The following is a 25,224-nucleotide window of genomic DNA, read 5'->3' as shown; positions in this document are numbered from 1 at the left end:
AATATACCAACAGGGTGATTCTATTCTTTGGAAACAACACTTCAATAGGGGTAAAAATTTTTTGTTTATTTTTTAATTTCACCTACCTTATTGAAATGGAATCGATTTGAACGAGAATAAAATTAATAAAACAGGACATTACTTAACGCACATGACTTTATTCATACTAAAAAACTAGAAATTTAGTTTTTTTTGGTTATTTAATTCGATACACAGCGGCTACGTCATGGGGAGAGAGAAAGGAAGTCGAACTCTTATGCATGCTCATCGCTGAGCCTATCACTCGCAGGTAAACCATTAGGATGAGAAATCGACAATATTTTCAGGTTATCATGAACTTATGACAATCTGATTTCTGTTTCACGATTGCGGTGTGACACGATATCAAAGCCTGCCTCTTACCCCCTTCCCCATTTACACCGTTTTAAACGATTATTTACATTTATGTAAATAACACTGTCTGAATACCGGTTTGTTGGTATAACTGTAATCATTATCAAGTAGATACAACACAGTAATCCCCCGAAATCTTGCCTGCACATGCCGCTGGTCACGCGCGATGTTGTCGGCATGATGACTCAACAACAGGCTAAGAATTTACGCTATGACATCAATTTCTGACTCACTCACCGCATTGGTTAAGCGTCGTGCGCAGGTGCGCGACATGTTCGCGACACATCAATTCGATGCGCTTGATACCTTGCTGGAACAAGAACATCAGGTTTGGCTGGACGGCCCTAATCTGCCTTATACCTATCTCTGGCACGTAAATTCTCTCTTTGACCCAGCAGTACCTGATGCCGATATCCTGTCGCATTTACAGTCCTGGGTTGCCGCCTACCCTGAAAGCTATCACGCGCATCATCTCACCGGGCAATATTGGGAGAACGCCGCCGCGCGGATTCGTACCTCAAACGGCGGAGAATATGTCGAAGACGATCGCTGGATGGGCGCGGAACTGGCTCGCGATCTGGGCGTCGCGGCTTACCTGCGCGCCAGTGCGCTACATCAGCGACCTGCCCTGACCTTTTCACGTCTGTTTCGTCTGACCTGCTATTTAGGCGAACCACAGTGGCTGGGTGTCCTACTGCAAGGCGGTGAACCGCTGACCTACGCACAGCGTCAGGCGCAGATTGAGCCCGAGCTTTGGGAAGCAGGTCTACAGCATCTGCGTAATGAAGGTGCACCCGCGTTTGTTGAGCTTCCTGTCGCGTTGCCCACTCCTCTGCCAGCCAGAGAAGAACACGAATGGGAAGAGCCCATGCACTACTGGCTGCGCGTCACCTTAGCCACTCGTCCCCAAGACTTAGCGATTCGCAAAGAGTGCGTTTACTTCCTGTATCCACGCTGGGGCGGTAGCCATGAGGCAATGGCGCAATTTATTGATGGACCACTGTGTGAAGCACTGACAGAGGCGGAACGTAACAGCCTACGCGTGACGCAGTGTTGGGACTACATTGGCTATGACGTGCTCTTGCCCGATGCCCAGGACACGGAAAATGTGGCGTACTGCCGAAAAACCTTCGACTGGCTGCTGACGCTTGAACTTGATGTGGATGTTCGGGCTAAAGTCCTGCGCAAATATGCCAGCTTCCTCAGCACGTATGCGCGAACTGAAGAAGATGGCGAGATCCACTGGAATAAGGTCGATATGCAGAAGGCCTATGACCTGATGGTTGAAGCCTGGCAGGTTGATCTTCCTGAATCACATCCTGATGAGGGCATGCTCGACACCTTAATCAGCTGTGTGAATTTTGCCGGTATCGAAGATAGCTTTAATTTAATGCCAAAATTTCTGGAACGCTGTCAGGCGTGGGCAGACTCAGCGTATGAGACCGCTATCGCCGCGCTCGCCAGTAAATTTGGCTTCTACGGTATCGCAAAAGGCCAATTTGATAGCGATGCGCTGCTCGCACGTTGCCGCTTCATGAAATCAGATACAAACTTCGGTCAGGCGGCCGCTAACTTGTTCGAATCCGTTTCCGAAGAGGCAGGGGTCTTTCTTTTACACGAAGCCGCGAGCTGGGGGGAAGTCTCCTCAATGGCATCACTCGGTGACCTCTACTCCGGCTATCTATCACGTATGCACGGCCGCGACCCTTCACCTTATGAAGATCACGAAAAATCACGCTATTGGAAGGAAGTGTCGGCGGAGAAAGGCCATGTCGTTAGCATGTACAACGTTGCCTATAATCTGATCAATGAAAATGACACGCTGACACCGGAACAGTACCAGCGTGCCAGCACACTGCTGTTTAGCGTACTGCGTAGCCCTAATCTAGGCAGAACCGTGTGGCAACGCTCGGCAAGAGAGCTCAGTACTCTCTGGTTGTTTAGCAACCTCCCAGAAGATCAGACGCGCTGTGTGGATGTCGTCCTGCCCGAATTATGGGACGACGAAGATGATGATAACCGCGACTATGCGGCAGGTTACTACGCGTATGCTTTCCGTAACGGGGCGGGCGTCGCCCAGAATAGCTACCTGGCCAAAGTGTGGATCGACCGTGCGCTAGAAATCAGCCCCGATAGCCAGTACAACCACGATCGTGCGAATGAAATCTATCAGCGGAGCGGCATGCTGGGCGGCGTTCGCGCCAAAATGGGCTTCAACCGCGACAAAGCAAAAATGGATGCGCGTGGACGTGCAATCACGTTTGGCGATGACGCCCGTCAGGAGTACCAGTAGGCTTTCCCCATCGTGCTGTCTCTTAGTCACATTTTATGTGAACGCGGAGATAGTTTCGTGCGCCACAATACCGTCATTTTCATGCTACCTCGTAGCACGCGCCCGACACAGGGCGGCTCAGTCGCCGTCGCCCTGTGAACCCTGGCTTTTGGCTAAATTATGTCGCTGCGCGATGCCTTCGTCGGTATCAGGCTTAACGGACCGCTTGCGACACGCTCCCAGCGTGGCGCAAGCTTTCGCCGCGTCCATGCGGCTCATCCTAAGCCTGCTATCGCCTCAGCATAATTTTTTACGCCAGATAACGGCCAACTCCGATTTCGCTCCCTAATTATTTGTGTATTAGGAAACCGCTCATCGCGGTGAAAGGGCAGCACCGCTGCCCTACTTACCGTCAGACATCCGTCAGGCGCTTGCGATCGACCTTACCGCTGCCAGTTTTGGGCAGCTTGTCGAGCACCACAATGCGTCCCGGCACCATGTAAGCCGGTAAGAACTGATGCAGCTGTTTACGCAACGCCAGCTTGGTCATCTCCGAGCCGGATTTATATTCCACGTAGCCGACCAGCACCGCCTCATCTCCCTCGCCCTGAAGTTTGACGGCCGCATCCTGCACCTGCTCGATCCGCTTCAATTGTGCCTCGATCTCCCCTAACTCGATGCGAAATCCCCGCAATTTCACCTGATCGTCGAAACGCCCCAGATACTGATAGCGATCGTCCGCCAGCAGCCGGACTTTATCGCCAGTGCGGTACATTCGCTGTCCAGACTCCGTCTGCTGAATAAAACGATCCTGCGTCAGATCGTCACGCTGCCAGTATCCGCTGCTCAACGCTTCACCGAGAATGCACAGTTCGCCGACCATCCCTTCCGACAGCGGATGACGATCGTCATCGATCACCAGATGCTGATAGCCCGCCAGCGTGTTGCCCAGCGCGACCGTGTGCTGATTCTCCAACTCGGCGCCATCAATCTGCGCCATCTGCGACCAAATTGTCGCTTCGGTTGGTCCATAGCAGTTCCACAGTGTCTTACAACGGCTGACCAGACGCTGCGCCAGTCGCAGATCCAGCGCTTCACCGCCGCACAGCGCCACCAGATCGGGTTTGCCCTGCCAGCCCGCCTTGAACATCATGCGCCAAAACGCGGGCGTGGCCTGCAATACGTTGATCTCCGGCCTAGCCTGCAAATACGCCGCGACCGCCTGCGGATCTTTGTATTCCTCATGCGTAGTCAGATGCTGCACGCCGCCAACCCACAGCGGCGCAAACACTTCCAACATGGAGATATCAAACGCCAGCGTAGTAATCAGCAGCCAGTTGGCGTTATCCGTTAAAGCCAGTCGCTCTACGCTGGCATGAATAAAGGTTTGCAGCGCCCGCTGACCAATCACCACGCCCTTTGGTTTCCCCGTCGAACCGGAGGTAAACATCATGTAGGCCGCGGTTTCCGGTCCGCCGGCCCGTGCCAACTGTACGCTCGCCGTGGAATCGCTGGCGGCATACGGTAAATCACACAGGTTCAGTATCGGGCAATCAAACGCCAGCGAACCGCCGGTATAGCCGTCCTGCAAGACCGCTGCCAGCGCCGCTTCCTGCTGAATCGCCTGTAGACGCTCTCCCGGAAAATCCGGCTCCAGCGGCACAAACGTCACCTGAGAAAACAGGCAGGCCAGCAGCGCCGCCACGGTGTCAGGCTGACGGCTAAGATGCAGCCCCACGCGCTGACCGGCCGTCACCCCTTGCGACGCCAGCGCCTGTTGAATCAGCGCCACGCGTTGCAGCAGTTCCCGATAGCGAATTTCGCGTTCCTGAAAGGCAATCGCCACACGATCCTGACGCGCTTCCTCAGTAAGACGCGCCAGCAGTTCATCGTGCAACGCCAGCGTCGTCGCCCTGTGCGGTAGCGGTGCCACCTGCGGGCTGAGGCGAATCTGTGCCAGCCGCTCCCAGCGCGGAGTCAGCAGGCCATCAAGTAGCTGCGTGAGATCGCGGGCCATACGCTGTAGCTGCCGATTGTCGAACTGCCCATCAGGCGCGGTCAGAATGACCCGATCGTGCTGAACCTGCACGATGAGCGCCACATTCTGAGCTACGGCAGGTAACGATGCCCTCTCCCCCACAATCAGCAGGCTGCTAAACAGCGCATGCTGGCTATCTGCGGCCGGAATCTCTGGCGCAGACTGCGGATCGCACGACGATCCCACGGCGGTGATCCACTCGCTGACGAGACGATCGCGCTGTTGAAAATGCACGATCAGCGGCCTTACGCTGTCAGGAAGATCGCCCGTGACGAGCGCCGCACACACCTGCTCTTCACCGCTGTATTTGTACAGCAGCCAGCTCCACGCCGCGCTCACCAGCGACGTGGGATAGTGCTTAACCAATTCACTGCTGTGCCGCTGTTCACCGTGCGCGGCCCCCGCCCGCTGCCCGAAGGCCGTGGGTTGTTGGATATCCGCCAGCGGATTCCCCACTGCTTCATCGTTCCCTGTCATGACAGCGTTTCCTCATTGGCGGTAACCCTCGACTGTGCCAGATGCCCGCTCAGCGCCTGCGGTGACGGGTAGCGCTGTAAAAGCGCCACGCTCACCGGCTGCGCTAACGCGCGGCTTAATGCCTGTGCCAGCGCAATACGCTGGAGCGAATCAACGCCGCTTTCACACAGCGTCTGCGACCAGAGGCCGAATTCATTGAGATGTAGCGTTTGCGCCCACACGCGCAGCAGCGACTGGGCTGATGGCGTATCCGGCTGGCTAATACCGCTATCTGCCACCGTTTTCTGCGCAACCACCGAGCCTGTCGCTTTCTCATGCCCGATAATCTCGGCTGGCTGCTGCGGTGAGCTATTGATTAGCGCGACCACTTCGTCATGCCAGCGCATCAGCACCCGACGCGCCTGCGCACTGTCCAGCACATCAGCGTCAAACTCGAAGCGCAGCAGCATGCAGCCCGCCTGCTCACGCACCACCAGATTCAGCGGTATCTCGACTTTTTCATAGGCGGCGGAGAATTCGGGAGATAACCGATGCGGATCGTCAGCGCGTTGGCCCTGTTCTGCTTTTGCGCCGGGCCGATTTTCATTAACGGGATAGTTTTCATAAATAAACAGGCTGTTGAACAGACGCGCACGTCCGGCCGTCAGCGCAATCAGCGACTGCGTAGCATGCTGATTCATCGCCATCAGCTCATTCTGCAACTGCACCAAATGCTGTTGCAGCGATACCGGCTGCTGCCAGCTCAGTGCCAGCGGCAGGCTGTTGATGTACAGACCCACGCTGCTCGCCACGTCCTCCACCGGACTTTCCCTGCCCGACAGCACGTTTCCGACAATGCTGACCGCATCGCCGGTCGACCGCGCCAGCAGCCGGTGCCAGGCGTATTGCGCGATAATGCTGTGCGTGACGCCTACCTCGCGGGCAAAAGCGATGAGTGCAGCCTGATCCTGTTCGTTCAGGCTCACGCCAGTGACCTGCGGTTCAACCTGCGTCAGATGCTGGCTGAGATCGGCGCGTTTCCCCGCCGCCGCAAACAGCATCGCGACATCGTTCGTCTGCGCCAGCAGCGGCTGCCGTTGCTGCCAGAAAGCCTCGACAGCGGACTGCTGCGCCACGGCATGCCGCGCATAATCCACATAAGCACGATCCACCTGAATCGCGGATGTTTCGCCGTGCATAAATGTTTCACCGTGCATTAATGCCTGATAATCACGGTGTACCGCGCCCAGCAGCTGCGGGCCGCTCCAGCCATCAATCACGCTGTGGTGACAGCTCAGGAGCACCCGATAATCCTGTTCACCCAAACGGAAACAGGCAATACGCAACAGCGGCGGCTGCGACAAGTTAAATCCGGTGCGTAAATCCTGCTGGCGATAGCGCTCGATGACAGCCAGTGGATCGGCCTCCTGCGCCACATCCTGATAGTAGAAGGGCAGGTCTGCCTGCGTCACAATCACCTGCACGCTGGCATGTTCGCTTTCCAGCGCGGCACGCAGCGCCGGGAAACGCTGAATCTGACGTTGCCATGCCTGACGATAGCCTTCCACATCCAGCGCCTGCGCGTAGCGAATCGGCGTTTGCAGATGATAAGCATCGTCCTGCGGACAGCGCAGACGGTGATACAGCATCGACTGCTGAAGCGATGACAGCGGCAGCAGCGTGTCGATGTCATAACGCTGCGACAGGCTGTCGAGTTGCGTCTGGCTAAGCGTCACCGCCGGAAAGTCGCTGGGGGTAAAGACAGTGCCGTGACGTAGCTGTGCCAGACAGGCCTCCGTCAGCGCACGCAGATTCTCCGTGAACCGCGCCATCAGACGTTCGCTGTCGCGCTGGTTGAGGCAACCCACCTGACGCAGCGTCAGCTGTCCGCCCGCAATACCGCCGTGAAGGCTGATAACCTCCGCCGGTTTATTCTCCGACGAAACGCAGCCTCCCGGCGCGACATCCACCGGACGCCACATGCCAGCCGCCTGAACCGACAGCCCGAGATAGTTGAATACAATCGGCGATAGCGTCAGCGAACCGCCCTGCGGGTGATGGTAGCGCAGCGGGTTAAACCCGACGCCTTTATCCGGCACCTGACGCAGCTGTTCCTTGCTGGATTTAATCAGGGAAGCCCAGTCGGACCGATCTTGCAGACACACCGGATAGGTGCTGGTAAACCACCCCACCGTGCGGCTGACATCCAGCGTCGGATCAATCGCCTCGCGACCGTGTCCTTCCAGCATGATGCGGGCTTTGTCGCCCCAGCCGAGATCGTTTAGCGTACGGGTCAGCGCCGCCAGCAGCAGATCGCTGACGTCGGTATTAAAGGCACGATTGGCCTCACTCACCAATTGGCCTGTGGTTTCCGCGTCCAGCGTCAGCATCGCGGCGCTAGCCAGGCCCTGCGGATCTTTCGCCGCCAGCAGCGCAGTCTGATCCACGCCGTCTTCCTGCGCCTGCCAGTACGTCAGCTGTTCCGCATGTTGTGTGGCGTAGTTTTGCAGTGCCGCCCCCCACTGGCGATAGCTCGACGTTTTCGACAGCAGCGGTTCACCGAGGTACAGCCATTCCAGATCGTCGACCAAAATGCGCCAGGACACGGCATCAATCACCAGATGGTGGAAAGCGAGGAACACAGCCGTGTCCGCCTGCGGATGGTGGCGTACCAGTGCGGCGGCCATCGTTCTTCCCTGCGCGGGATCGAATTCACTCTGCAATGCGGTAAACGCCTGTTGCAGGCCGTCGTCACCGAGCTGGCGATAATCCAGCGTCGACACCGCAGGGCAAGGCACATCCGTCAGATAGCGCTGTCCGTCGGCATCACAGGCCAGACGCAACGCGTCATGCTGCGCCATCAGCGCCTGCAACATCGTAGTCAGGCGTTCAGTATCCACGTCCGGCAGTTGGATCATCGCCGCCTGATTCCAATGCTCAGGACGTGCCAGCGACTGCTCCATAAACCAGCGCTGAATCGGCAGCAGCGCGAATTCGCCTTCCAGCGTGCCCTGCTCCGCGACAATCCCGGTGTCGCGGTTATTCTGCGCCAGTACGCGACACAGACGCCGTACGCTCTTCGCCTCGAAAACGTCTTTCACCGTGCAGACATAGCCCGCGCTACGCAGGCGCGTCGTCAGTTGAATACTGAGGATGGAATCACCGCCTAAGCGGAAGAAATCATCCTCAACGCCCAGCGGCGTATTCAGCACGCTGCGCCAAATCGCCAGTACGTCCGCTTCCAGCGGATTATCGGCTTCACCGTCGCATTCCCTTGTCTCCAGCACTGGCGGCAGCTGTTTCGTATCCAGCTTGCCGTTTGGCGTCAGCGGCATGTCTTCCAGCAGAATCAGTCGGAAAGGCACCATGTATTCTGGCAGGTGCTTCGCGACATCAATCAGCACCGCAGCAGGTTCTGGGCTGCTGCTGTCCGATTTCACCGTGCCATAGGCAACCAGCGCCGGACGGTTCCCGACCTGTGCCACAACGACTTTCACCTGCTTCAGCGACGGACATACTGCCGCCAGCTGTGCCTCAATTTCACCCGGCTCAATGCGGTAGCCGCGCAGCTTAATCTGCTCATCAATACGGCCACAGTATTCATAGTCGCCGTTGTTCAGCAGTCTGGCCTTATCACCCGTGCGATAAATACGCAGAGTCGCCGTGCTCTGTTCGGTGTTGTTCACGTCATTCAGCGTGATGTGCTCAAAGCGGCTGGCGGTCATCTGCGGCTGGTTGAGGTAACCGCGCGCCAGCCCAAGCCCCGCAAGGCACAGTTCACCCGGCACGCCCGCCGGACACAGTTGCCCTGCTGCGTCCAGAATCAACGCCTGAATATGGGCGATGGGTTTCCCGATGGTGATGGGCTGACCTTTACGCAGACGGGTGCTCAACGCGGTAACGGTACACTCCGTCGGCCCGTACATATTGTACAGTGCGACCTTATCAGCCCAGTTTTCCACCACGGCATTCGGACAGGCTTCACCGCCCATGCCAATGGCCTGAATGCCGTTAACGTGCTGTGGATCGAGAATCGACATCAGCGCCGTCGGCAGGATCAGATGCGTCGCCCCCGCCTGTTCCGCCTGCACAATCGCCCGATCGTTGGGTTCGCCAAACGCCAGCGTGCCACCGCTGCTCAGCGGCAACAGCGTCGTCATGTTACCGGCATCAAACGAGAGCGACATGCAGTTGAACATGGTACTTTGCGGCGTGAACGCGATGCGATCGCGATGATCGTCCAACAGATTGATCAGCGAACCGTGTTCGATCATGACGCCCTTCGGCAGACCGGTCGATCCCGAGGTGTAGATCACCTGTGCCAGCTGCTGTGCATGGCGCGGAATGGCTGGCGGTTCATCGCCCGGCAGATCGTGCCACTGCGCGACAACCGCAGGATCGGTCAGATCGATGCACTGTTCGGCAGACCACTGCGCCAGCTGTTGCCCATCGCCGCCGAGAATGACGGCAAGATTGGCATCGGTAATGATGTGACGCAGCCGCTCAGGCGGATAGTCAGGATCCAACGGCACATAGGCAGCACCCGCTTTCCAGACGGCCAGCAGCGCAATGACAAAATAGCGATCGCGCTTCGCCAGCACGCCAACCAGCGACTGTTCACCCAGCCCCTGACGGTGCAGCCAGTGCGCAAGCTGATTCGACTGCCTGTTCAGTTCAGCATACGTCAGCGTATCGGTGCGCTGTTCGCCATCAAAGGCTATCGCCAGCTGCTGGGGATCGCGCTGGGCGATGGCTTCAATCACGTCGGTTACCGTCAGCTGCGGCTGCGGATAGCTACGCGGTAGCTGCTGACTCTCCGCCAGCACAGCGGCAAAGCGATCCGCTTCCATCAGCGGCAGATGCCAGACATCGGTTTCCGGTGCCTCAACCACGGCCTCAATCAGTCGGATAAAACGGTCGGCGTAATACTGGATCGTCTGACGCTCAAACAACGCAGTGGCAAACAGCCAGTCCAGCCGCACCTCGCCCATCAGCTCCGTCACCTTGACCGAAATATCGGTCTTGGCAGGCAGCACCGGCGACGTTTCTTCCGCCGCATCACAACCGGGGATCAGATCGTCAAAATCCACTTTGGCCTGATACACCAGCATTACCTGGAAGATCGGGTTGATCGCGGTGGTGCGATCGGAGCCGATCGCCTCGCTCAGTGCCTCAAAACGGTAAAGCTGATGATCGAAAGCCGACAGATCCTGCTCACGGCAGTATTGCAGGTAATCGACAAAGCTCTGTTGATCCTGCAACTGGGTGCGCAGCACGATGGTATTAACGAAGAAGCCGACGACATCTTCGATATCCGGCCGCTCGCGGTAGGCCAGCGGTGAACCAATGACGATATCTTTCTCGCCGCTGATTCGCGCCAGCATCAGGGAAAACACCGCATGCAGGCCGATAAAATTAGACGTGTTGTAGCGCTGACACAGACGCTTAAATTTATCCCACAGATCGTTGTTGATCGCGGAGAAGATCACCTCACCGCCGCTGTTCTGGTGTGCCGGACGCGGTTTATCCAGCGGCAGGCTGTGCACCTCAGGGATCCCCGTCAGCCGCTCAACCCAGAACGGTTTGAATTCGTTGTGGTAATCCAGAAATGACGCAGAATTGAACCAGTGTGCGTAATCGATATAGTTAAGCTGGGTCGGCTCGACGGGATGAGGCTGGCGGTTTTGACAGGCCAAAAAGGCCGGTTTGAAGTCCGCAAATAGATTCTTCACCGACCAACCGTCGGAAATAATATGGTGCTGGGTGATCATCAGAACGTGCACTCGCTCGCTCATTTTCACCAGCCGCACGCGGGTGAGATCGCCCGCCGTGAGATCGAACGGGCGGCTGATTTCCGCTTTCACCTGCTGCTGCAAGCGCGCTTCCCGCTCGGCTTCCGGCAGCAGTGAGAAGTCATCATGCTGTATCACAAACGGTTGATAGGCATCGATACGCTGTTCACCCTTGCCCTGTTCATTGACCACAAAGCGGGTGCGCAGGCTGGCATGGCGCTGCGCCAGCGCATCAAAGGCAAACTCCAGCGCAGCCACATCCAGCGTGCCGGTCAGGCGAAAATAGACCGGCATATTGTAGAGGTGTGACTGCTCTTCGTACTGTTCGATAAACCACAGTCCGCTTTGCGATGACGACAGCGGGCCAGACGTGGCATTTTGCGGCGTGATGGGTCGCTCAAACGCCTGCTGCGCCGTCAGGCAGCGCACAATGGCGTCTTTGTTTTCCTTAATCGTGCGCCCAATGTCTGCCGTGATCGCGTCTTTGTTGGACTGCGAAATCAGCTGTCCCTGTGCATTCAACGCCAGACGAACGCCCTGCCGTTCCAGCTGCTTTAACAGCGTTACGATATCTTTCATGACTTGTCACTCTCTCAGCAAATCAGGCCGTCAGCGTTGCCCCGCCATCCACCACCACGTCCTGCATGGTGATGTGGCTGGCCAGATCGGAAGCCAGAAAAACCACGGTATTGGCAATCTCTTCCGGCTGAGCAATCTTGCCCAGCGGAATCCCCAGTTTGTACTGGTCAGGAAAGCCCGCGATAGTGCGCTGTTCGGCATCAGCGCTGTGCCACATGCCGCGCTGCATCGGCGTATCCGTCGAGCCCGGCGACACCAGATTGCAGCGCACACCGTAAGGTGCCAGCTCCAGACCGGCACAGTGAGACAGGCTGGTGAGCGCCGCTTTTGAAGCGCAGTACGCCGCCATCTGTAGACGGGGAACATGCGCAGCATTGGAGCCCACGCATACAATCGCGCCACGGCGCTGCTGCTTGAAATGCGGAACCAGTGCGTTCAGCAGGTAAAACGCACCAGAGGCGTTGACGTTAATGCACTGGTGCCAGTCGTCCACGCTCAGCGCGTCGATGTCACCCAGGCGCAGAATCCCGGCGGCGTTGACCAGCACGTCGAGCCCTGTTTCCGCCAACTGCTGGCGACAGACCGCCGCCACGCTGTCCGGTTCGCTGATATCCAGCGTCACACAGGTAAACGGATGATCGTAATGTCGGAATGCGCGGTCGAAGCCGATCACGTTCGCGCCCAGTGCGACAAACTGGTGGGCAATGCTTTCGCCAATGCCGCTCGCCGCACCGGTGACCCAGACGGTCTGGCCGCTGAAATCAAACTGAAGAGGTTGTGCCTTGTTCATCTTTTCCCTACCACACCATTTCCACGCTGTTTTCATCCTGTGACAGCCTGTCGTCGAGATAGCGGCAGAAGTCGCTGAGCTGGGGATGATCGAACACATCAGACACCTTGATGCTGACGGAAAATTCGGCGGCCAGACGGTTGACGATCTGGATGGTCTGCAACGACTGTCCGCCCAGTTCGAAGAAGTTATCCCGCGATTGGATCCCCGACACGCCGAGGATCTGCTGCCAGATGGCGCTAACCCGATTCTCGGTTTCGCTGGCTAACGCCTGCGCCGGTGCCTCATCGCGGTATTCCGCTAATAGACGCTTGCGATCGACCTTGTTGGAGCCCGTTTTCGGCAACTGGCGGAAGGCGCGATAATCGGTCGGGATCATCGCCGGCGGCAACACGCTGCCCAGACGCTGTTTCAGCGCACGCGCATCAATCTCGCCAGCTTTCGTGGCGACAAATGCCACCAGACGCCGCACGCCGTTGGGGTAAACAATGCCCTGCACGCAGGCTTCATCAACGTCCGGCTGCGCCAGAAGATGGGCTTCGACTTCCCCTGGCTGAATCCGGTAGCCGCTGATTTTAAATTCGTTGTCCATACGTCCGAGGTACAGCAGTTGTCCTTTTTCTAGCCGGACTCTGTCACCCGTGCGGTAAGCCGGAAGATCCCGATCGCCCACCGCTATTTGCGTAAACGCCGTGTGTTCTGTACCGATGTAACCCGCCGCCAGCGTTGGCCCCAGCAGCACCAGTTCCCCTTCTGCCGCAGGGCGGTCGCCCGCCGCCAGAATCAGCGCGTTGACACCCGCCAGCGGCAGACCGATAGGAAGCTGCGCCACATCGGCAGGCTGCGTTTGCAGATCGCAACTGGTCGCCACCACCGTGGTTTCGGTTGGGCCATAGGTGTTGATTAAGCGCAGCGTGTTCGGTGCCTGACGCTGCCACTGCGCCAGCTGTTCGGGGTACACCGCTTCACCGCCGATGATGATGGCACGTAGTGCGGAAGGCATGGTCAGCGTGCCGGTTTTCAGCCCCACCACCCACTCATTCCAGAATGCGGTCGGCAGATCGAGCAACGTAATCGCCTGCTCTTCGACCTGCTCGACAAAGGTCGGAATCGACTCCAGCATCTCATCGGTACGCAACACCAGCGTCGCACCGCTGGTCAGCGTGGCAAAAATTTCTTCGATGCTGGCATCGAAATTGAACGGGGCAAATTGCAGCACGCGATCCGCCGCTCGCAGGCCGTAGCGCTGACGTGCCGCCGCCGTGAAGTGATCTAACGCGTCAGCGCCGATCTCCACACCCTTCGGCAATCCGGTCGATCCTGATGTGAACATGACATAGGCAATCTGCCCGTCTCTCGCTTCCACAGGCGGCAGCGCGGCAGCCTGTGCGCTGGATGACAGAAGATGCCCCGCCAGAACGATCTCGCCGGAAAAGACCGACGCCAGCCGATGCTGGTAGTCCGCCTGCGTCACAATCGTACGCAGCTCGGCAATCTGGATGATGTGCTGCTGACGTTCGTGCGGCTGTTCAGGATCGAGCGGCACATACACCGCGCCGCACTGCATCACGGCCAGCAGGCAAATGATGGTTTCCGGGCTGCGGTTCAGCATGATGCCGATGCGTTCACCGGGCTGAACGCCGCGCTCATGCAGCGCCGCAGCAGCCTGACCGCTCAGATCCAGCAACTGCTGGTAGCTGTACTGCCGGTCGCGCTGCGTCAGCGCTGGATGATGCGGGTTTTTACGCGCCTGCTTGGCAATCGCCGTCAGAACCGGTTCGACAAAAGGTTCAGGCTCGCGGCTGGTGATCAGCGCCAGTTCGCGTTCTTCACGCAGCCAGCGTCCCAACAGCTCGCCGCTGGTCTGCTGCGGCTGTGCCAGCCAGCGTTGAAGCAGCGTGAACAGCGTTTCCTGCAGGCTGGCAAGCGCTTCTGCGCTGTAACAGGCCGGGTTGGCATCAAAATCCAATACCGGTGTGCCATCGGGTTTGAAGTGGATCTCGATCGTCAGATCTTCTACCGGTCCGGCGCTGAGATTCAGCGTGCTGGACGACAGCGATCCGTAACTGAGCGGATGATCGAACGGCATGATATTGATCAGCGGGCCGAAGAGCCGCTGTTCACCGCCGACGCGGTTCAGATCGCGCCGTAAATGCTCATAGCGATAATGCTGATGACGACGCAGCGTGCGTTTGGTGCGGGCAACCTGCTGTGCCAGTGTGACAAAGTCCGCCTGCTCATCCACCTGAATGCACAGCGGCACAATATTCATCTGCATGCTCGGCACCGTCAGCGAGGCGGAACCGATACGGTTCATCACCATCATGCCGAACGTCAGTCTGTCGCTGCCGGACACCAGCTTGAGGTGCGTCGCCAGCATCGCCAGAAACAGATCCGGCCAGCTGATTTTATTGCCTTCACACAGCGCGGTCAGCGGCTGCCAGATATTCGTCGGCAACACGCTGCTCTGGCGTAAAAAACGCGCCGCAATCGGTGCTTTCTTCTCGCTGAAACTGGCCGGTTCCGGCATCGCGTTCAGCGTTTCCAGCCAGAAATCGCGCGCCTGCGCCGTCTGCCCGCTGGCATCGCGCTGCTGTTCTTCTTCCAGCACTTCGCTGAACGGGCCGAACTCCGCCACCGCCACGGGTTGCCCCGCCGTCAGCGCGGTATAGATCTGGGCGATGCGTTGAAACAGCATCGTCGTGCCAAAGCCGTCCAGCGCAATGTGGTGCACGCAGCTGTAGAGAAAATCGCGCTTTTCACCGCACAGCAGCGCAAAGCGACAGGGTAATCCGTTCAGCAGATCCAGCTGCTGGGCGATTTCCTCACGCGCCCACTGGCGTATCGTCTGCTCTTCATCCTTCATCGGCGCAGGCAACAGTTCAATAATCGGCAGCACGCCAATCGGCACCGGCAGTTGTGAAGCCACAAAGCCGATTTCCGGCTGGTCGGCGTGCTCACCCGCCACTTCAACAAACTGGCAGTACAGGCACTCGCACTCCATGACCGCCTGACGGATCGCGCTCAGCATGGCTTCAATATCAACCTTGCCATCAAACGCGATGCACTCCGCCGTGTTGAACGTCGCTTTATCATCGTTCAGGGCATGGCCTAACCACAGCCCGTGCTGCGCAACGCTCAACGGCTTCATGATGCAGCTCCCTGCTGTTTTTCGATCAGCGCCCACCAGGCATTCAGGCTAGGGTTGCGCGCCAGATCGACAAAGCTCAGCGTAACACCCTGATTGCGCCATTCGGTCAGCAGCGACATCATCCGCACCGAATCCAGACCGTAGTCGATCAGGTTTTCATCTTCATCGAACTGATCTTCTTCTTCGTCGATCAAGGTCAGCAGATGCGCTCTCAGTCCTTGTTTCGTCAGTGCCTGTGCCATTTTTGCTCCTGTGAGTTCTGCCGTGCTAACCACCCGTCCGGCGCGCGTCGCCACATATTTCAGCGCCATCTGGTGTTCCTGAAGTGAGAAATCCGCCACCGCATCGCCGACCATGAACGGCTTGATGTCGCGCATGAAGGCATCCGTCGCGGTAATCATGCAGCCGATATGCCCGTAAACGCCGCAGATAATCAGCTGATCTTTACCCATCTCTTTCATCATCGGTTCCAGCGGTGAACGGTGGAATGCGCTGTAGCGCCACTTCACCAGTACCGTGTCGTGCTCATCCGGTGCCAGCGCACTCACGACGCGTTGTTTTTCAGGATGATTATTCAGCCCTGCGCCCCACATATCGTTCAGTAGCGCCCGGTCAGCCGCGCTTTGTGCGTTCGGCTGCGCGGTATACACCACCGGAATCCCCTGTGCTTTGCAGTAGGTTCGCAACGCCACAATGTTCTCGATCAACTGCTGCGCCAGCGGGCTGTCCGCGCCATAGAAATTCACGAAATAATCCTGCATGTCGTGAATCAGCAGCACCGCGCGCTCAGGTTCAAATGCCCAGGAAACCTTGTTCTCAGGGAAATCCTGTGCGCGCGGCAGGGGATAAGAAGCAATAGAAGGGATTGCCATCACAAAATCCTTATTTATTTTGAGTGCTAAGTTGGGTCTGGATGCGCTGACGAAGCAATTTCTTATCAATCTTGCCGACCGGCGTAACGGGCAAGGTGTCGATCATCTCGAAGCGGTCCGGCAGTTTGAATTCAGCAATACCCTGATTGCGAAGATATTTTCTTAACGCGATAGCTTTCAGCGAGGGATCGCTGACCACCAGAAAAGCGCAGCTCTTTTCGCCCATGACCGGATCGGGCATGGACACCAGCGCGGCATGGAGAATGCCGTCATGCTTGAGCAGCAGGTTTTCGATCTCTTCCGCGGCAATCTTTTCACCGCCTCGGTTAATCTGATCTTTCTCCCGCCCGACCACGCGCAAATAGCCATCTTCGGTCATCTGCACCACATCGCCCGAGTGGTAGAAGCCTTCACTGTCGAAGGCGCGGGCATTGTGTTCCGGGCTGCGGTAATAGCCACGGAAGGTATACGGGCCGCGCGTCGCCAGCAGCCCGGCCTCGCCTCTCGGCACCGGATTGCCGTCGATATCCAGCACTTTCACTTCATCGTCCGGGCTCATCGGATAGCCTTGCGTCGTGAAAGTGTGCTCGTCGCTGTCGTCCAGTCGGGTGTAATTCACCAGCCCTTCCGCCATGCCGAGCACTTGCTGTAGCTGACAGCCCAACACCGCCGGAATACGACGGGCGACGGTTTCACTCAGCTTTGCACCACCCACCTGCAAGATCTTCAGGCTACGTAGCGCGTCACCAAATTGTTCGGCCGCCTGGATCCACAGCGCGGCAGCGGGAGGAACCAGCGAGGTAATATCGATCTGATGGCGTTCGATCAGCGGGAAACAGGTCATCGCCCCCGGATCGGGTGCCAGTACGACACGTCCACCGGCGTAAAATACGCCGAGCGAACCGGGCGAACTTAGCGGGAAGTTATGCGGCGCGGGCAAGGCGCACAGGTAGCGGGTTTGAGGCGTCAGCTCACAAATTTCCACACTGCGGCGCACGCTGTAGTAATAATCATCATGGGTGCGGGGAATCAGCTTCGGCGTACCGGTACTGCCGCCAGAAAGCTGGAAGAAAGCGACCTGCCCCGATGCAGAAGGCTGATACTGGCTGGTCGACACACACGGCTGCAGCCAGTCTGACAGACTGTGCCCCAGCGGGCTGTCGCCGAGCATCACCACCGTTTGCAGACGGGGAACCTGCGTCTGTAGCCGATCCAGAAACTCACCGTTACCGAACAGCGGATGTTCAGCCGAGGCGATCAGTAAACGCGGTTCGATCTGCGTGGCGTACGATAGCAGTTCCAGCTTGTTATGGCTGAACAGCGCGTTAACTGGCGCGACGCCCATTTTCAGCAACGCAAAAAAGGTCAGGTAAAATTCGGCCACGTTCGGTAACTGCACCAGCGCGGTGTCGCCGCAGCGCAGGCCGCTTTCCGTCAGGCGCGCTGCCAGCGCGGAAGATTGCCGATCCAGCTCGCGATAGCTCCATTGCCGCTCGCCGCACACCACCGCAACGGCGTCAGGCTGCGTCGCCAGGTGGCGCTCCCAGGCATCCGTTAGCGGCAGGCCAACCCAGTATCCCTTGTCGCGATAACGCTGCGCCAGTTCCTCTGGCCAGGGCGTAAATTCAATGCTCATAGTCCATCCACACCTGAGTTAAGCCCAAACGCATTCAGCATCGTGTTTAATTTGGCGGCGGTCTCAGCCCATTCATCCTCGGGGACGGACGCCTCAACAATGCCAGCGCCGGCAAACAGGCGGACTTTGTTGTGTTTGATGGTGCCGCAGCGAATCGCTATCGCCCATTCACCATCGCCGTTGGCATCACACCAGCCGACGATGCCGCTGAATACGCCACGATCGTGCGGTTCCAGCTCGGCGATCAACTGGCGCGCTTCCTGCGTGGGGAAGCCGCACAATGCGGGGGTCGGATGGAGCTGGCAGGCGACCTGAAGCGCCGTCATCTCTGGGTTCGCCAGTTCACCGCGGATAGCGGTAGACAGGTGCCACATGGAGGCGGTGTGCATCAGCGAAGGGACCGATGGAATCGTTAACGATGCGCACAGCGGCATCAGGCGTTGGCGGATATCGTCCACCACCAGCTTGTGCTCGTGCTTGTCTTTACCCGACTTCAGCAGGCGCTGGCTGTTCAGGTAATCCAGATGTTCATCGTTCATTCGTCGCGCCGATCCCGCCAGCGGATTAGAGACAATGACATTCCCCTGCTTACGCAGCAGCAGTTCCGGGCTCGCCCCCAGCAATACCGAACCATCCGGCAGCGGCAGTGAGAAGTGGTATCCACCGGCGTTCTGCACCATCAGGTTATTGAGGATCGTTTGCGCCTTAACGGGGCTCGCCAGCTCGATGTCCAGAATACGTGACAGCACCGCTTTGCTCAGTTCACCACGGCGGAAGCGCTCAACGGCCTCTGCCACGATGGACTTGAACTGACATTCGTCCGGGACGCTGTTTAACGTTAACGCGGTAGGACCCGCCGCCGTGTGCTTACGGGCACGGCTGACGAGTTCAGATTTCGTCGTAACGGTATAACTATCAGGGATATAGAGACAAGACGGTTGCGTGGTATCAAAGGGAATCGCCCCCACAACAATAGGCAGCGACTGCCCTGCCTGACGCGCTCGCTGGAATGCCTGCGCGATTGCAGGGCTAAGCCTGTCATCGTGCGAGCCCGGAACACAAACAGGGGAAGAAATACGTTCAAATAAGCCAGAAGTAGACAGGCTTCGGTGTTCCGATGCATATAAAAAAGCGGTCTGTTCCGAATAGGTGAGTCCGCTAGATGCTTCAGTTTCTGTAATCAGTGTATCCACAAGACAGCTCCTGCGCTCGCAAATTAAATACCAATGATTATTAAAATCATTATCATTTATATTAAGCGCAGTTAAATTACACTGAAGTAACGTGTTCGGTCAATCCTTCCACAAAATGGTTATTCACGCCCAGTAATTAGGGGTTAAATTGATATTAATCAATTTTTTTGTGCATGTTTCAGAATGGATAATGATTAGCAACAGGAATGTATTGATTATAAAACCCACATCACAGATGATAATGAAAATACTTATCATTCATTGTCAGGAAAATTAAGCTGCGCTAGACTGCGCAAATATTTTACTAACTGTGTCTAAATGTGAGCCTGTCATGGATGAAAGCATGTACCGCCCGCACACCCGATCTGTTGTGCATCTGGCGTTGCTAATCAACATGCTTTCCCTCGGTAGCCTGATGATGGTGATGCCGTTGGGCCCTGATTTCATCAGCGCACTGTCCATGGATGCTAAGAACATCGGCTACATTAGCGGCGGCGCAACGTTTGCTTCTGCCATCGTCGGCTTCCTCGCCGCTCCCTATCTGGACAGATTTAACCGTAAACATGCTCTGATCGTGCTGCTAACCCTGCGCTTCGGCCTGACGGCGGCCTGCATGTTTGCCACCAGCCAAACTCATCTTTTACTGCTGTTTATTCTGGCGGGCTGCGTGGCCGGGCCAGCATCTGGCGTCCTGATGGCGGCGGTTGTCGATATTGTGCCTGCCAACGAGCGCGGCAAGCAGTTGGCCTATGTCGGTATGAGTTTTTCGCTCGCGGCGATTGTCATCATGCCGCTGTCGCTGGAGCTGGCTCACCGTATTAACTGGCAAGCACCGTTTTATATTTTCGGCCTCGGCGGCCTGCTACTGGCGCTGTTAGTGCTGTGGTTTTTTCCTTCCATGCCGCCGACGCATCGGGTTCAGCAAGGTTCATCACCCACGGCAGTGCCCGCTTCGGTATTACATGACCTGCTGGCATCGCCTCTTTTCCTATTGGGGTTGACGATCATGTCGCTGCAAATGTTCGGCCATTTCCTGCTGATCCCCCATTTTTCTAACTACTTTCAGTTCAATCTGGCGTTCCCACGGGATGATATTTCCCTGCTCTATCTCTGCGGCGGGCTGGCAAGTATGGTGACCATGCAGCTGTGCGGCAATCTGCTGGATCGCGGCTATGCCAGCCGGACAATCGTGGTGACGACGCTGCTGCTGGCCGTTGTGATTCTCTGCGGTTTCGTTTTGCCTTTTTCACTTTCCCTGTATCTGGTGTTCACCCTGTTCATGGCGCTCAGCGCAGCCCGCTCCAGCAGCACGCTGGCGATTACCGCGGGTATTCCGCTGCCACATCAGCGCGCCGCGTTTATGTCCTATCAGGGAACCGCGGCCAACGTGGCGTCGGGGCTTGCCAGCGTCGCTTCTGCAGCTTATCTGAGCACCTCTGCCGAGGGAAAAATTGACGGCTTCTCGCAGCTTGCTATCGCCAGCACCGTATTTGCGCTGGCCGCCATGCTGCTAACCATGCGCCTGATTCCGAAGCTGGCTGAACGCAGCCGAAAGATGGCCGCACGCCAAACGGCACAGACAATACCCTAAATAATTCGAGTTTCAGGAAGGCGGCAAGAGAAGGAATCCCGATGAGCTTACTCAGGTAAGTGATTCGGGTGACAAATCTGCCGGGAGCAGATTTGAACGCTGCTTGCAGCGGCCCTTCAGGGCGAGGCCCACGACGGGCCGAGTATTTGAACGTAGCCAACGCACATGCAACTTGAAGTATGACGGGTATACAGGGCAATAAACCGATCGATTCACGTACGAGTGGGTCGGCAATATACGCAACACAACACGCTATTTACGGGGATATTTTTCCACTCTTTGATGGGGTCTTTGACATGCAGCTAAAACCGGAAAATCGTTTTTCATATCATCATTTCCCACACAGCAAGGTGTATCGCGCCCTGCTGGTGACCGGGTTACTGGCACTGCCAGCTCTCGTACAGGCAGAAAACGCGGCAGATGAAAAAATCGTCGTGACAGCAACACAGACGAAACACACCACGCTGAGCGCGCCCGCCAGCGTTTCTGTTATCACCCGCGCCGAGCTGGAAAAGATGTCGGTGAATAACGTTTCCGACGCAGTGAAAAAGCTGCCGGGGATTAACATCAATCCGTCATCCACCTATGGTCGTAATGAAATCAAAATTCGTGGTATGCGGGCTGATTACACGCTGCTGCTGGTAAATGGTCGCCGTATAAACTCCCAAGAATCGCTCGCAACCGATATGGGGAATGATTTCGATCTGAGTTCCATTCCTATGTCGGCCATTGAACGTATCGAAGTGATTCGTGGCCCGATGTCTTCGCTGTACGGTGCCGATGCGCTGGGCGGTGTGGTAAACGTGATCCTGCGTCAGCCGGGGGAGAACGTTGCTGGTGAGATCGGCTATAACTTTCAGGCACCGACAGAAGGCTCCGGCGGCGATAATAATCGTTTGAATGGCTACGTCAGCGGGCCATTAATAGAAAATACGTTGCTGGGTAGTTTGATTGTTGATGGTGGCAAGCGCGATGCGTGGCGTACCGAACAATCTAAGAATCGCAACTCAGATGCCTTGGAAAAACGCGATAACTACAGCGTGCTGGGTAACCTGACGTGGTTGATCGATTCCCAGCAGAGTCTGGATTTTGATGCGACTTATACCAAAGATGACCGTTTCGTCGACTGGAATAACTTTGGTGCCACTGCTCATAATACACAAAAAATCGATCGCCTCGCTCTGGGACTCACACATAACGGTAGCTGGGATAATTTCGATACGCGGCTGCGCTACTACTACGAAAACATCGACTTAATGGACAACTCTCAGCTCAATGAAAGCGTAGCCGACATTACCCAGAATAATCAGACGGTTGATGGGCAGATTTCTGGCTATCTAGGAGACCATCTTCTGACCGGCGGCGGCGAATATCGCATAACGTCATTGGAACACAGCATGAACATGAAAGGCGGTAAAGTAGACGTCAATCAAAGCGCCCTTTTCCTGCAGGACGAGTTCAAGATTGCTGATTTAGCGCTCACGTTTGGTGGCCGCGTCGATCACCATGAGGTTTATGGAACCGAGTTCAGCCCACGTGCTTACGCCACTTATAGTTTAACCGACAACTGGGTGATCAAAGGCGGCGTGAATAAGGCATTTAAAGCCCCAACGCTGGCTCAATTTACCAAAGGCTATTCCAAAGCGGACTGCCGCATGTTCTGCCGGCGCATAGGCAATCCAGACCTCAAAGCAGAAACCTCTATCAGTTATGAAATCGGTACTGCCTATGAAGCTGAGCGCTTCGGCGGAGGCGTTACCTTATTTAATAATGATATCAAGGATATGATCCAAGCTGAGGCTTGGAATGGTGTCAGGTCTACTCCTCCAGCCAATCTTACTTATTACAACGTGAGTAAAGCACGAATTCAGGGGATTGAAACTTCATTCTGGATCGATCTGACAGAGGATTTGAACTGGACCACCAACTGGACGGTTGTCGATGCCGAAGATCGCACCACCAGAAAACGCCTGAAGCAAACCCCGAAAAATACGGTTAACACGCAGTTGAACTGGCAGGCACTGGATAACCTCTCAACCTATGTGTCCTATCAGTACACCAGTAACCAATATCTGCGCGATAAAGAAGTACTTAGAACCAGAGGCTTCAATACCGTGGATATCGGTGCCACCTATACGCCGGTTAAAAACGTAGACCTGAAACTGGGCCTCACGAACCTGACTAACGAAAAACGGGACTATGTTGCTACCGACAACGACTATTTCCTGTCTGGACGTACGGTGTACGGCGGCGTGAGCTATAAGTTCTGATCAATAACTCTAGCCCGCTAACGCGGGCTTTTTTAGCAGCAGAGAAACGTGGTGACATCGTACTCTCTTAACAAATACGCGCCTTTAAAACGGCGTCCGGCGTAAAACGTCGGCGTCAGATCGGTCAGCAGTTCCAGCTCAAACTCGCGTTTAGTGATATCCAGCGCCACTAGTCTGGCATCCAGAAAATCGAAATAGTGCCTGACCTGCGGGTAAAGCGCCTTAAACAGGCTCTCCTTCGCTGAGAAGCTGATTGTCAGCAAACAGCTAAATGCTTCTTCCCGCTCCTGAAACCACTGGAATTCTTCATCACCAATGATGCCGGGCCACAGCGATTGCGCACGTTCGTCAGACATAAATCCTTCGATATCCACCCCCACGCACGATAGCGCATCGCTCCGTAAATGTGCGGCGCAGAGTACGCTGTCTTTGTTATGGCTCAGCGAACCGGCAATATTACCCGGCCACTGCGGCGAGCGGTCTTCCCCGCTATGCAGAACAAAATCAGGGTGTTCCAGCTTATTTAACACGTGTTTGGCGACACAGCGCCCGGCCAGAAATTCGGCGCGGCGTTTCGGTACGGCGCGTTCTAGCGCGTCGGAGAAAGGAATGTTCGCCTCGGCAAAAAGCGCGTCGTCGTAGGCAGACAAATGGAAATGGCAGCGAGCAGTAATACCTGGGTAGGCGGCACCGTCCGTTGCCCGTGGAAAAGTAATCCATTCAACATCATCAATAAAAGCAGAAAGCATGTTGCTCCAACTCAGGCAAGCATATCGCACCTGCATTCGGTAAATGCTGCATAGGCCACGTTTAATCCCTGAAAAATGTAGGGACTTAAACGAACAATGGGCGACTTTCGCCGCCCATCATCTCGCTACTGCAAGAATGCCTGGTTACATTTACAGGGTCAGGAAGAACCCTGCGATGCAGGCGCTCATCAGGTTAGAAAGCGTACCTGCCGCAACCGCTTTCAAACCCAAGCGGGCAATATCCTGACGCCGAGTCGGTGCCATACTGCCCAAACCTCCAATAAGGATAGCAATAGACGAAAGGTTAGCAAAGCCGCACAGCGCGAACGAAATCACAGCTTTGGTATGATCCGACAGAACCTGCAAGCCCGCAGCGGCAACCACATCATCTGCCTTCAGGTACTCGCTGAAATTCATGTAAGCGACGAACTCGTTGACGATCAGTTTTTGCCCAATGAACGAGCCCGCAACCGTTGCTTCATGCCACGGTACACCGATCAAGAAAGCGACGGGCGAGAACACCCATCCCAGAATCAGTTGCAGCGACAGTTGCGGATAATCAAACCAGCCACCGATACCGCCCAGAATGCCGTTAAGAAGAGCAATCAACGCGACAAAAGCCAGCAGCATCGCGCCCACATTCAGCGCCAGTTGCATACCGGACGCCGCGCCGCTTGCCGCTGCATCGATGACGTTAGCCGGGCGATCGTCTTCATCGACAAAGCCAACCATCTCGTCATGATCGTGCGTTTTCTCCGTTTCCGGCACCATCAGTTTGGCGAACAGCAATCCACCCGGTGCCGCCATAAAGGAGGCCGCAATCAGGTAGTCCAGCGGCACGCCCATCTGGGCATAACCCGCCATCACCGATCCCGCAATGGAAGCCAATCCACCGCACATCACCGCAAACAGCTCAGAACGCGTCATGTTGGCGATATAGGGACGAACCACCAGCGGCGCTTCCGTTTGACCAACAAAGATGTTGGCTGTTGCAGAGAGCGATTCAGTACGGGAGGTTCCCAACAGTTTCTGCAACCCGCCGCCTAATAGACGGATGACCCACTGCATCACACCCATGTAATACAGTACCGCCACAAGGGAAGAGAAAAAGACGATGATCGGTAAAACACGGAATGCGAAAACAAACCCACCACCGCCAAAGACTTCGAACATTTTGTCGGAAACCAGACCGCCAAAAATGAATGAAACCCCTTGGTTTCCGTAGGCGATAACGTTTGCTACACCGCCCGTCAGTCCTTCCAGAATTTTGCGTCCTACTGGCACATACAACACCAGCGCACCGATACCAATCTGAAGAATGAAAGCACCAACTACGGTGCGCAATCTGATCGCTTTACGATTACTGGACAACATAACCGCGAACAAAATCAGAACAAGCATGCCGATGAGACTCATAACGAGTTGCATGTGCAGTTCCCTAT

General features: G+C 56.3%; 13 protein-coding genes. 3 read left to right on the top strand and 10 right to left on the bottom strand.

Features of this window, described 5'->3' with window-relative positions; all coding sequences use genetic code 11:
- The first annotated feature begins 604 nt into the window (after positions 1 to 604).
- Entirely contained in the window at positions 605 to 2,686 is a 2,082-nt protein-coding gene (locus Q3A88_RS12535; protein ID WP_233991215.1) for a DUF4034 domain-containing protein, read from the top strand.
- 117 nt (positions 2,687 to 2,803) lie between these two features.
- Here Q3A88_RS12535 and Q3A88_RS12530 read toward each other — a convergent pair whose 3' ends face one another.
- From Q3A88_RS12530 to Q3A88_RS12495, 8 genes are all read right to left on the bottom strand, one after another.
- Positions 2,804 to 2,935 (bottom strand): hypothetical protein, encoded by a 132-nt coding sequence (locus Q3A88_RS12530; RefSeq protein WP_317178025.1) that lies wholly within the window; start codon positions 2,933 to 2,935, stop codon positions 2,804 to 2,806.
- A gap of 142 nt (positions 2,936 to 3,077) precedes the next feature.
- Positions 3,078 to 5,180 (bottom strand): amino acid adenylation domain-containing protein, encoded by a 2,103-nt coding sequence (locus Q3A88_RS12525; protein WP_317178024.1) that lies wholly within the window; start codon positions 5,178 to 5,180, stop codon positions 3,078 to 3,080.
- The gene (locus Q3A88_RS12520; protein ID WP_317178023.1) at positions 5,177 to 11,530 is read right to left on the bottom strand and encodes a non-ribosomal peptide synthetase; all 6,354 of its coding nucleotides are present in this window, start codon (positions 11,528 to 11,530) and stop codon (positions 5,177 to 5,179) included. The genes Q3A88_RS12525 and Q3A88_RS12520 overlap by 4 nt, the downstream gene beginning before the upstream one ends.
- Positions 11,531 to 11,552: 22 nt before the next feature.
- Positions 11,553 to 12,320 carry a 2,3-dihydro-2,3-dihydroxybenzoate dehydrogenase gene (gene dhbA, locus Q3A88_RS12515; protein WP_317178022.1) on the bottom strand — a complete coding sequence of 256 codons (768 nt, stop codon included), beginning with the start codon at positions 12,318 to 12,320 and terminating at the stop codon, positions 11,553 to 11,555.
- Between the two features lie 7 nt (positions 12,321 to 12,327).
- On the bottom strand, positions 12,328 to 15,471 hold the full coding sequence (locus Q3A88_RS12510) for an amino acid adenylation domain-containing protein (protein WP_317178021.1): 3,144 nt from the start codon (positions 15,469 to 15,471) through the stop codon (positions 12,328 to 12,330).
- Positions 15,468 to 16,343, bottom strand: coding sequence for an isochorismatase (locus Q3A88_RS12505; protein ID WP_039557924.1), 876 nt, complete (start codon positions 16,341 to 16,343; stop codon positions 15,468 to 15,470). The genes Q3A88_RS12510 and Q3A88_RS12505 overlap by 4 nt, the downstream gene beginning before the upstream one ends.
- Positions 16,344 to 16,353: 10 nt before the next feature.
- Complete coding sequence (locus tag Q3A88_RS12500) at positions 16,354 to 17,979, bottom strand: (2,3-dihydroxybenzoyl)adenylate synthase (protein ID WP_317178020.1); 1,626 nt, start codon at positions 17,977 to 17,979, stop codon at positions 16,354 to 16,356.
- Positions 17,976 to 19,172 carry an isochorismate synthase MenF gene (locus tag Q3A88_RS12495; protein ID WP_014914032.1) on the bottom strand — a complete coding sequence of 399 codons (1,197 nt, stop codon included), beginning with the start codon at positions 19,170 to 19,172 and terminating at the stop codon, positions 17,976 to 17,978. Before Q3A88_RS12495 ends, Q3A88_RS12500 begins: the two co-directional genes overlap by 4 nt.
- Before the next feature lie 343 nt (positions 19,173 to 19,515).
- Between Q3A88_RS12495 and Q3A88_RS12490 the strand changes: the two genes are divergently transcribed.
- A complete protein-coding gene (locus tag Q3A88_RS12490; RefSeq protein ID WP_317178019.1) occupies positions 19,516 to 20,763 on the top strand; it encodes an MFS transporter in 1,248 nt (415 codons plus the stop codon).
- A gap of 296 nt (positions 20,764 to 21,059) precedes the next feature.
- The gene (locus Q3A88_RS12485; RefSeq protein WP_317178018.1) at positions 21,060 to 23,033 is read left to right on the top strand and encodes a TonB-dependent receptor domain-containing protein; all 1,974 of its coding nucleotides are present in this window, start codon (positions 21,060 to 21,062) and stop codon (positions 23,031 to 23,033) included.
- Between the two features lie 32 nt (positions 23,034 to 23,065).
- Here Q3A88_RS12485 and Q3A88_RS12480 read toward each other — a convergent pair whose 3' ends face one another.
- Both Q3A88_RS12480 and Q3A88_RS12475 read right to left on the bottom strand, forming a co-directional pair.
- Entirely contained in the window at positions 23,066 to 23,782 is a 717-nt protein-coding gene (locus Q3A88_RS12480) for a 4'-phosphopantetheinyl transferase (protein WP_014914029.1), read from the bottom strand.
- A 150-nt stretch (positions 23,783 to 23,932) separates the two neighbouring features.
- Positions 23,933 to 25,210 (bottom strand): NupC/NupG family nucleoside CNT transporter, encoded by a 1,278-nt coding sequence (locus tag Q3A88_RS12475; protein ID WP_039548022.1) that lies wholly within the window; start codon positions 25,208 to 25,210, stop codon positions 23,933 to 23,935.
- Between the last annotated feature and the right edge of the window lie 14 nt (positions 25,211 to 25,224).

Source organism: Pectobacterium sp. HCp5_1, from assembly GCF_032905925.1.
In the GTDB taxonomy this organism is placed as follows: Bacteria; Pseudomonadota; Gammaproteobacteria; order Enterobacterales; family Enterobacteriaceae; genus Pectobacterium; species Pectobacterium brasiliense_A.
The sequence above is the reverse complement of the archived record's forward strand: the minus strand, read 5'-3'. Positions and strand labels throughout refer to the sequence as shown.

Bases quoted from the DNA above. Each gene is read 5' to 3' on its own strand.
- dhbA (WP_317178022.1), bottom strand. From the start codon at position 12,320: ATGAACAAGGCACAACCTCTTCAGTTTGATTTCAGCGGCCAGACCGTC.
- Q3A88_RS12520 (WP_317178023.1), bottom strand. From the start codon at position 11,530: ATGAAAGATATCGTAACGCTGTTAAAGCAGCTGGAACGGCAGGGCGTT.
- Q3A88_RS12535 (WP_233991215.1), top strand. From the start codon at position 605: ATGACATCAATTTCTGACTCACTCACCGCATTGGTTAAGCGTCGTGCG.
- Q3A88_RS12490 (WP_317178019.1), top strand. From the start codon at position 19,516: ATGTACCGCCCGCACACCCGATCTGTTGTGCATCTGGCGTTGCTAATC.
- Q3A88_RS12530 (WP_317178025.1), bottom strand. From the start codon at position 2,935: ATGGACGCGGCGAAAGCTTGCGCCACGCTGGGAGCGTGTCGCAAGCGG.
- Q3A88_RS12525 (WP_317178024.1), bottom strand. From the start codon at position 5,180: ATGACAGGGAACGATGAAGCAGTGGGGAATCCGCTGGCGGATATCCAA.
- Q3A88_RS12500 (WP_317178020.1), bottom strand. From the start codon at position 17,979: ATGAGCATTGAATTTACGCCCTGGCCAGAGGAACTGGCGCAGCGTTAT.
- Q3A88_RS12485 (WP_317178018.1), top strand. From the start codon at position 21,060: ATGCAGCTAAAACCGGAAAATCGTTTTTCATATCATCATTTCCCACAC.
- Q3A88_RS12480 (WP_014914029.1), bottom strand. From the start codon at position 23,782: ATGCTTTCTGCTTTTATTGATGATGTTGAATGGATTACTTTTCCACGG.
- Q3A88_RS12505 (WP_039557924.1), bottom strand. From the start codon at position 16,343: ATGGCAATCCCTTCTATTGCTTCTTATCCCCTGCCGCGCGCACAGGAT.
- Q3A88_RS12510 (WP_317178021.1), bottom strand. From the start codon at position 15,471: ATGAAGCCGTTGAGCGTTGCGCAGCACGGGCTGTGGTTAGGCCATGCC.
- Q3A88_RS12475 (WP_039548022.1), bottom strand. From the start codon at position 25,210: ATGCAACTCGTTATGAGTCTCATCGGCATGCTTGTTCTGATTTTGTTC.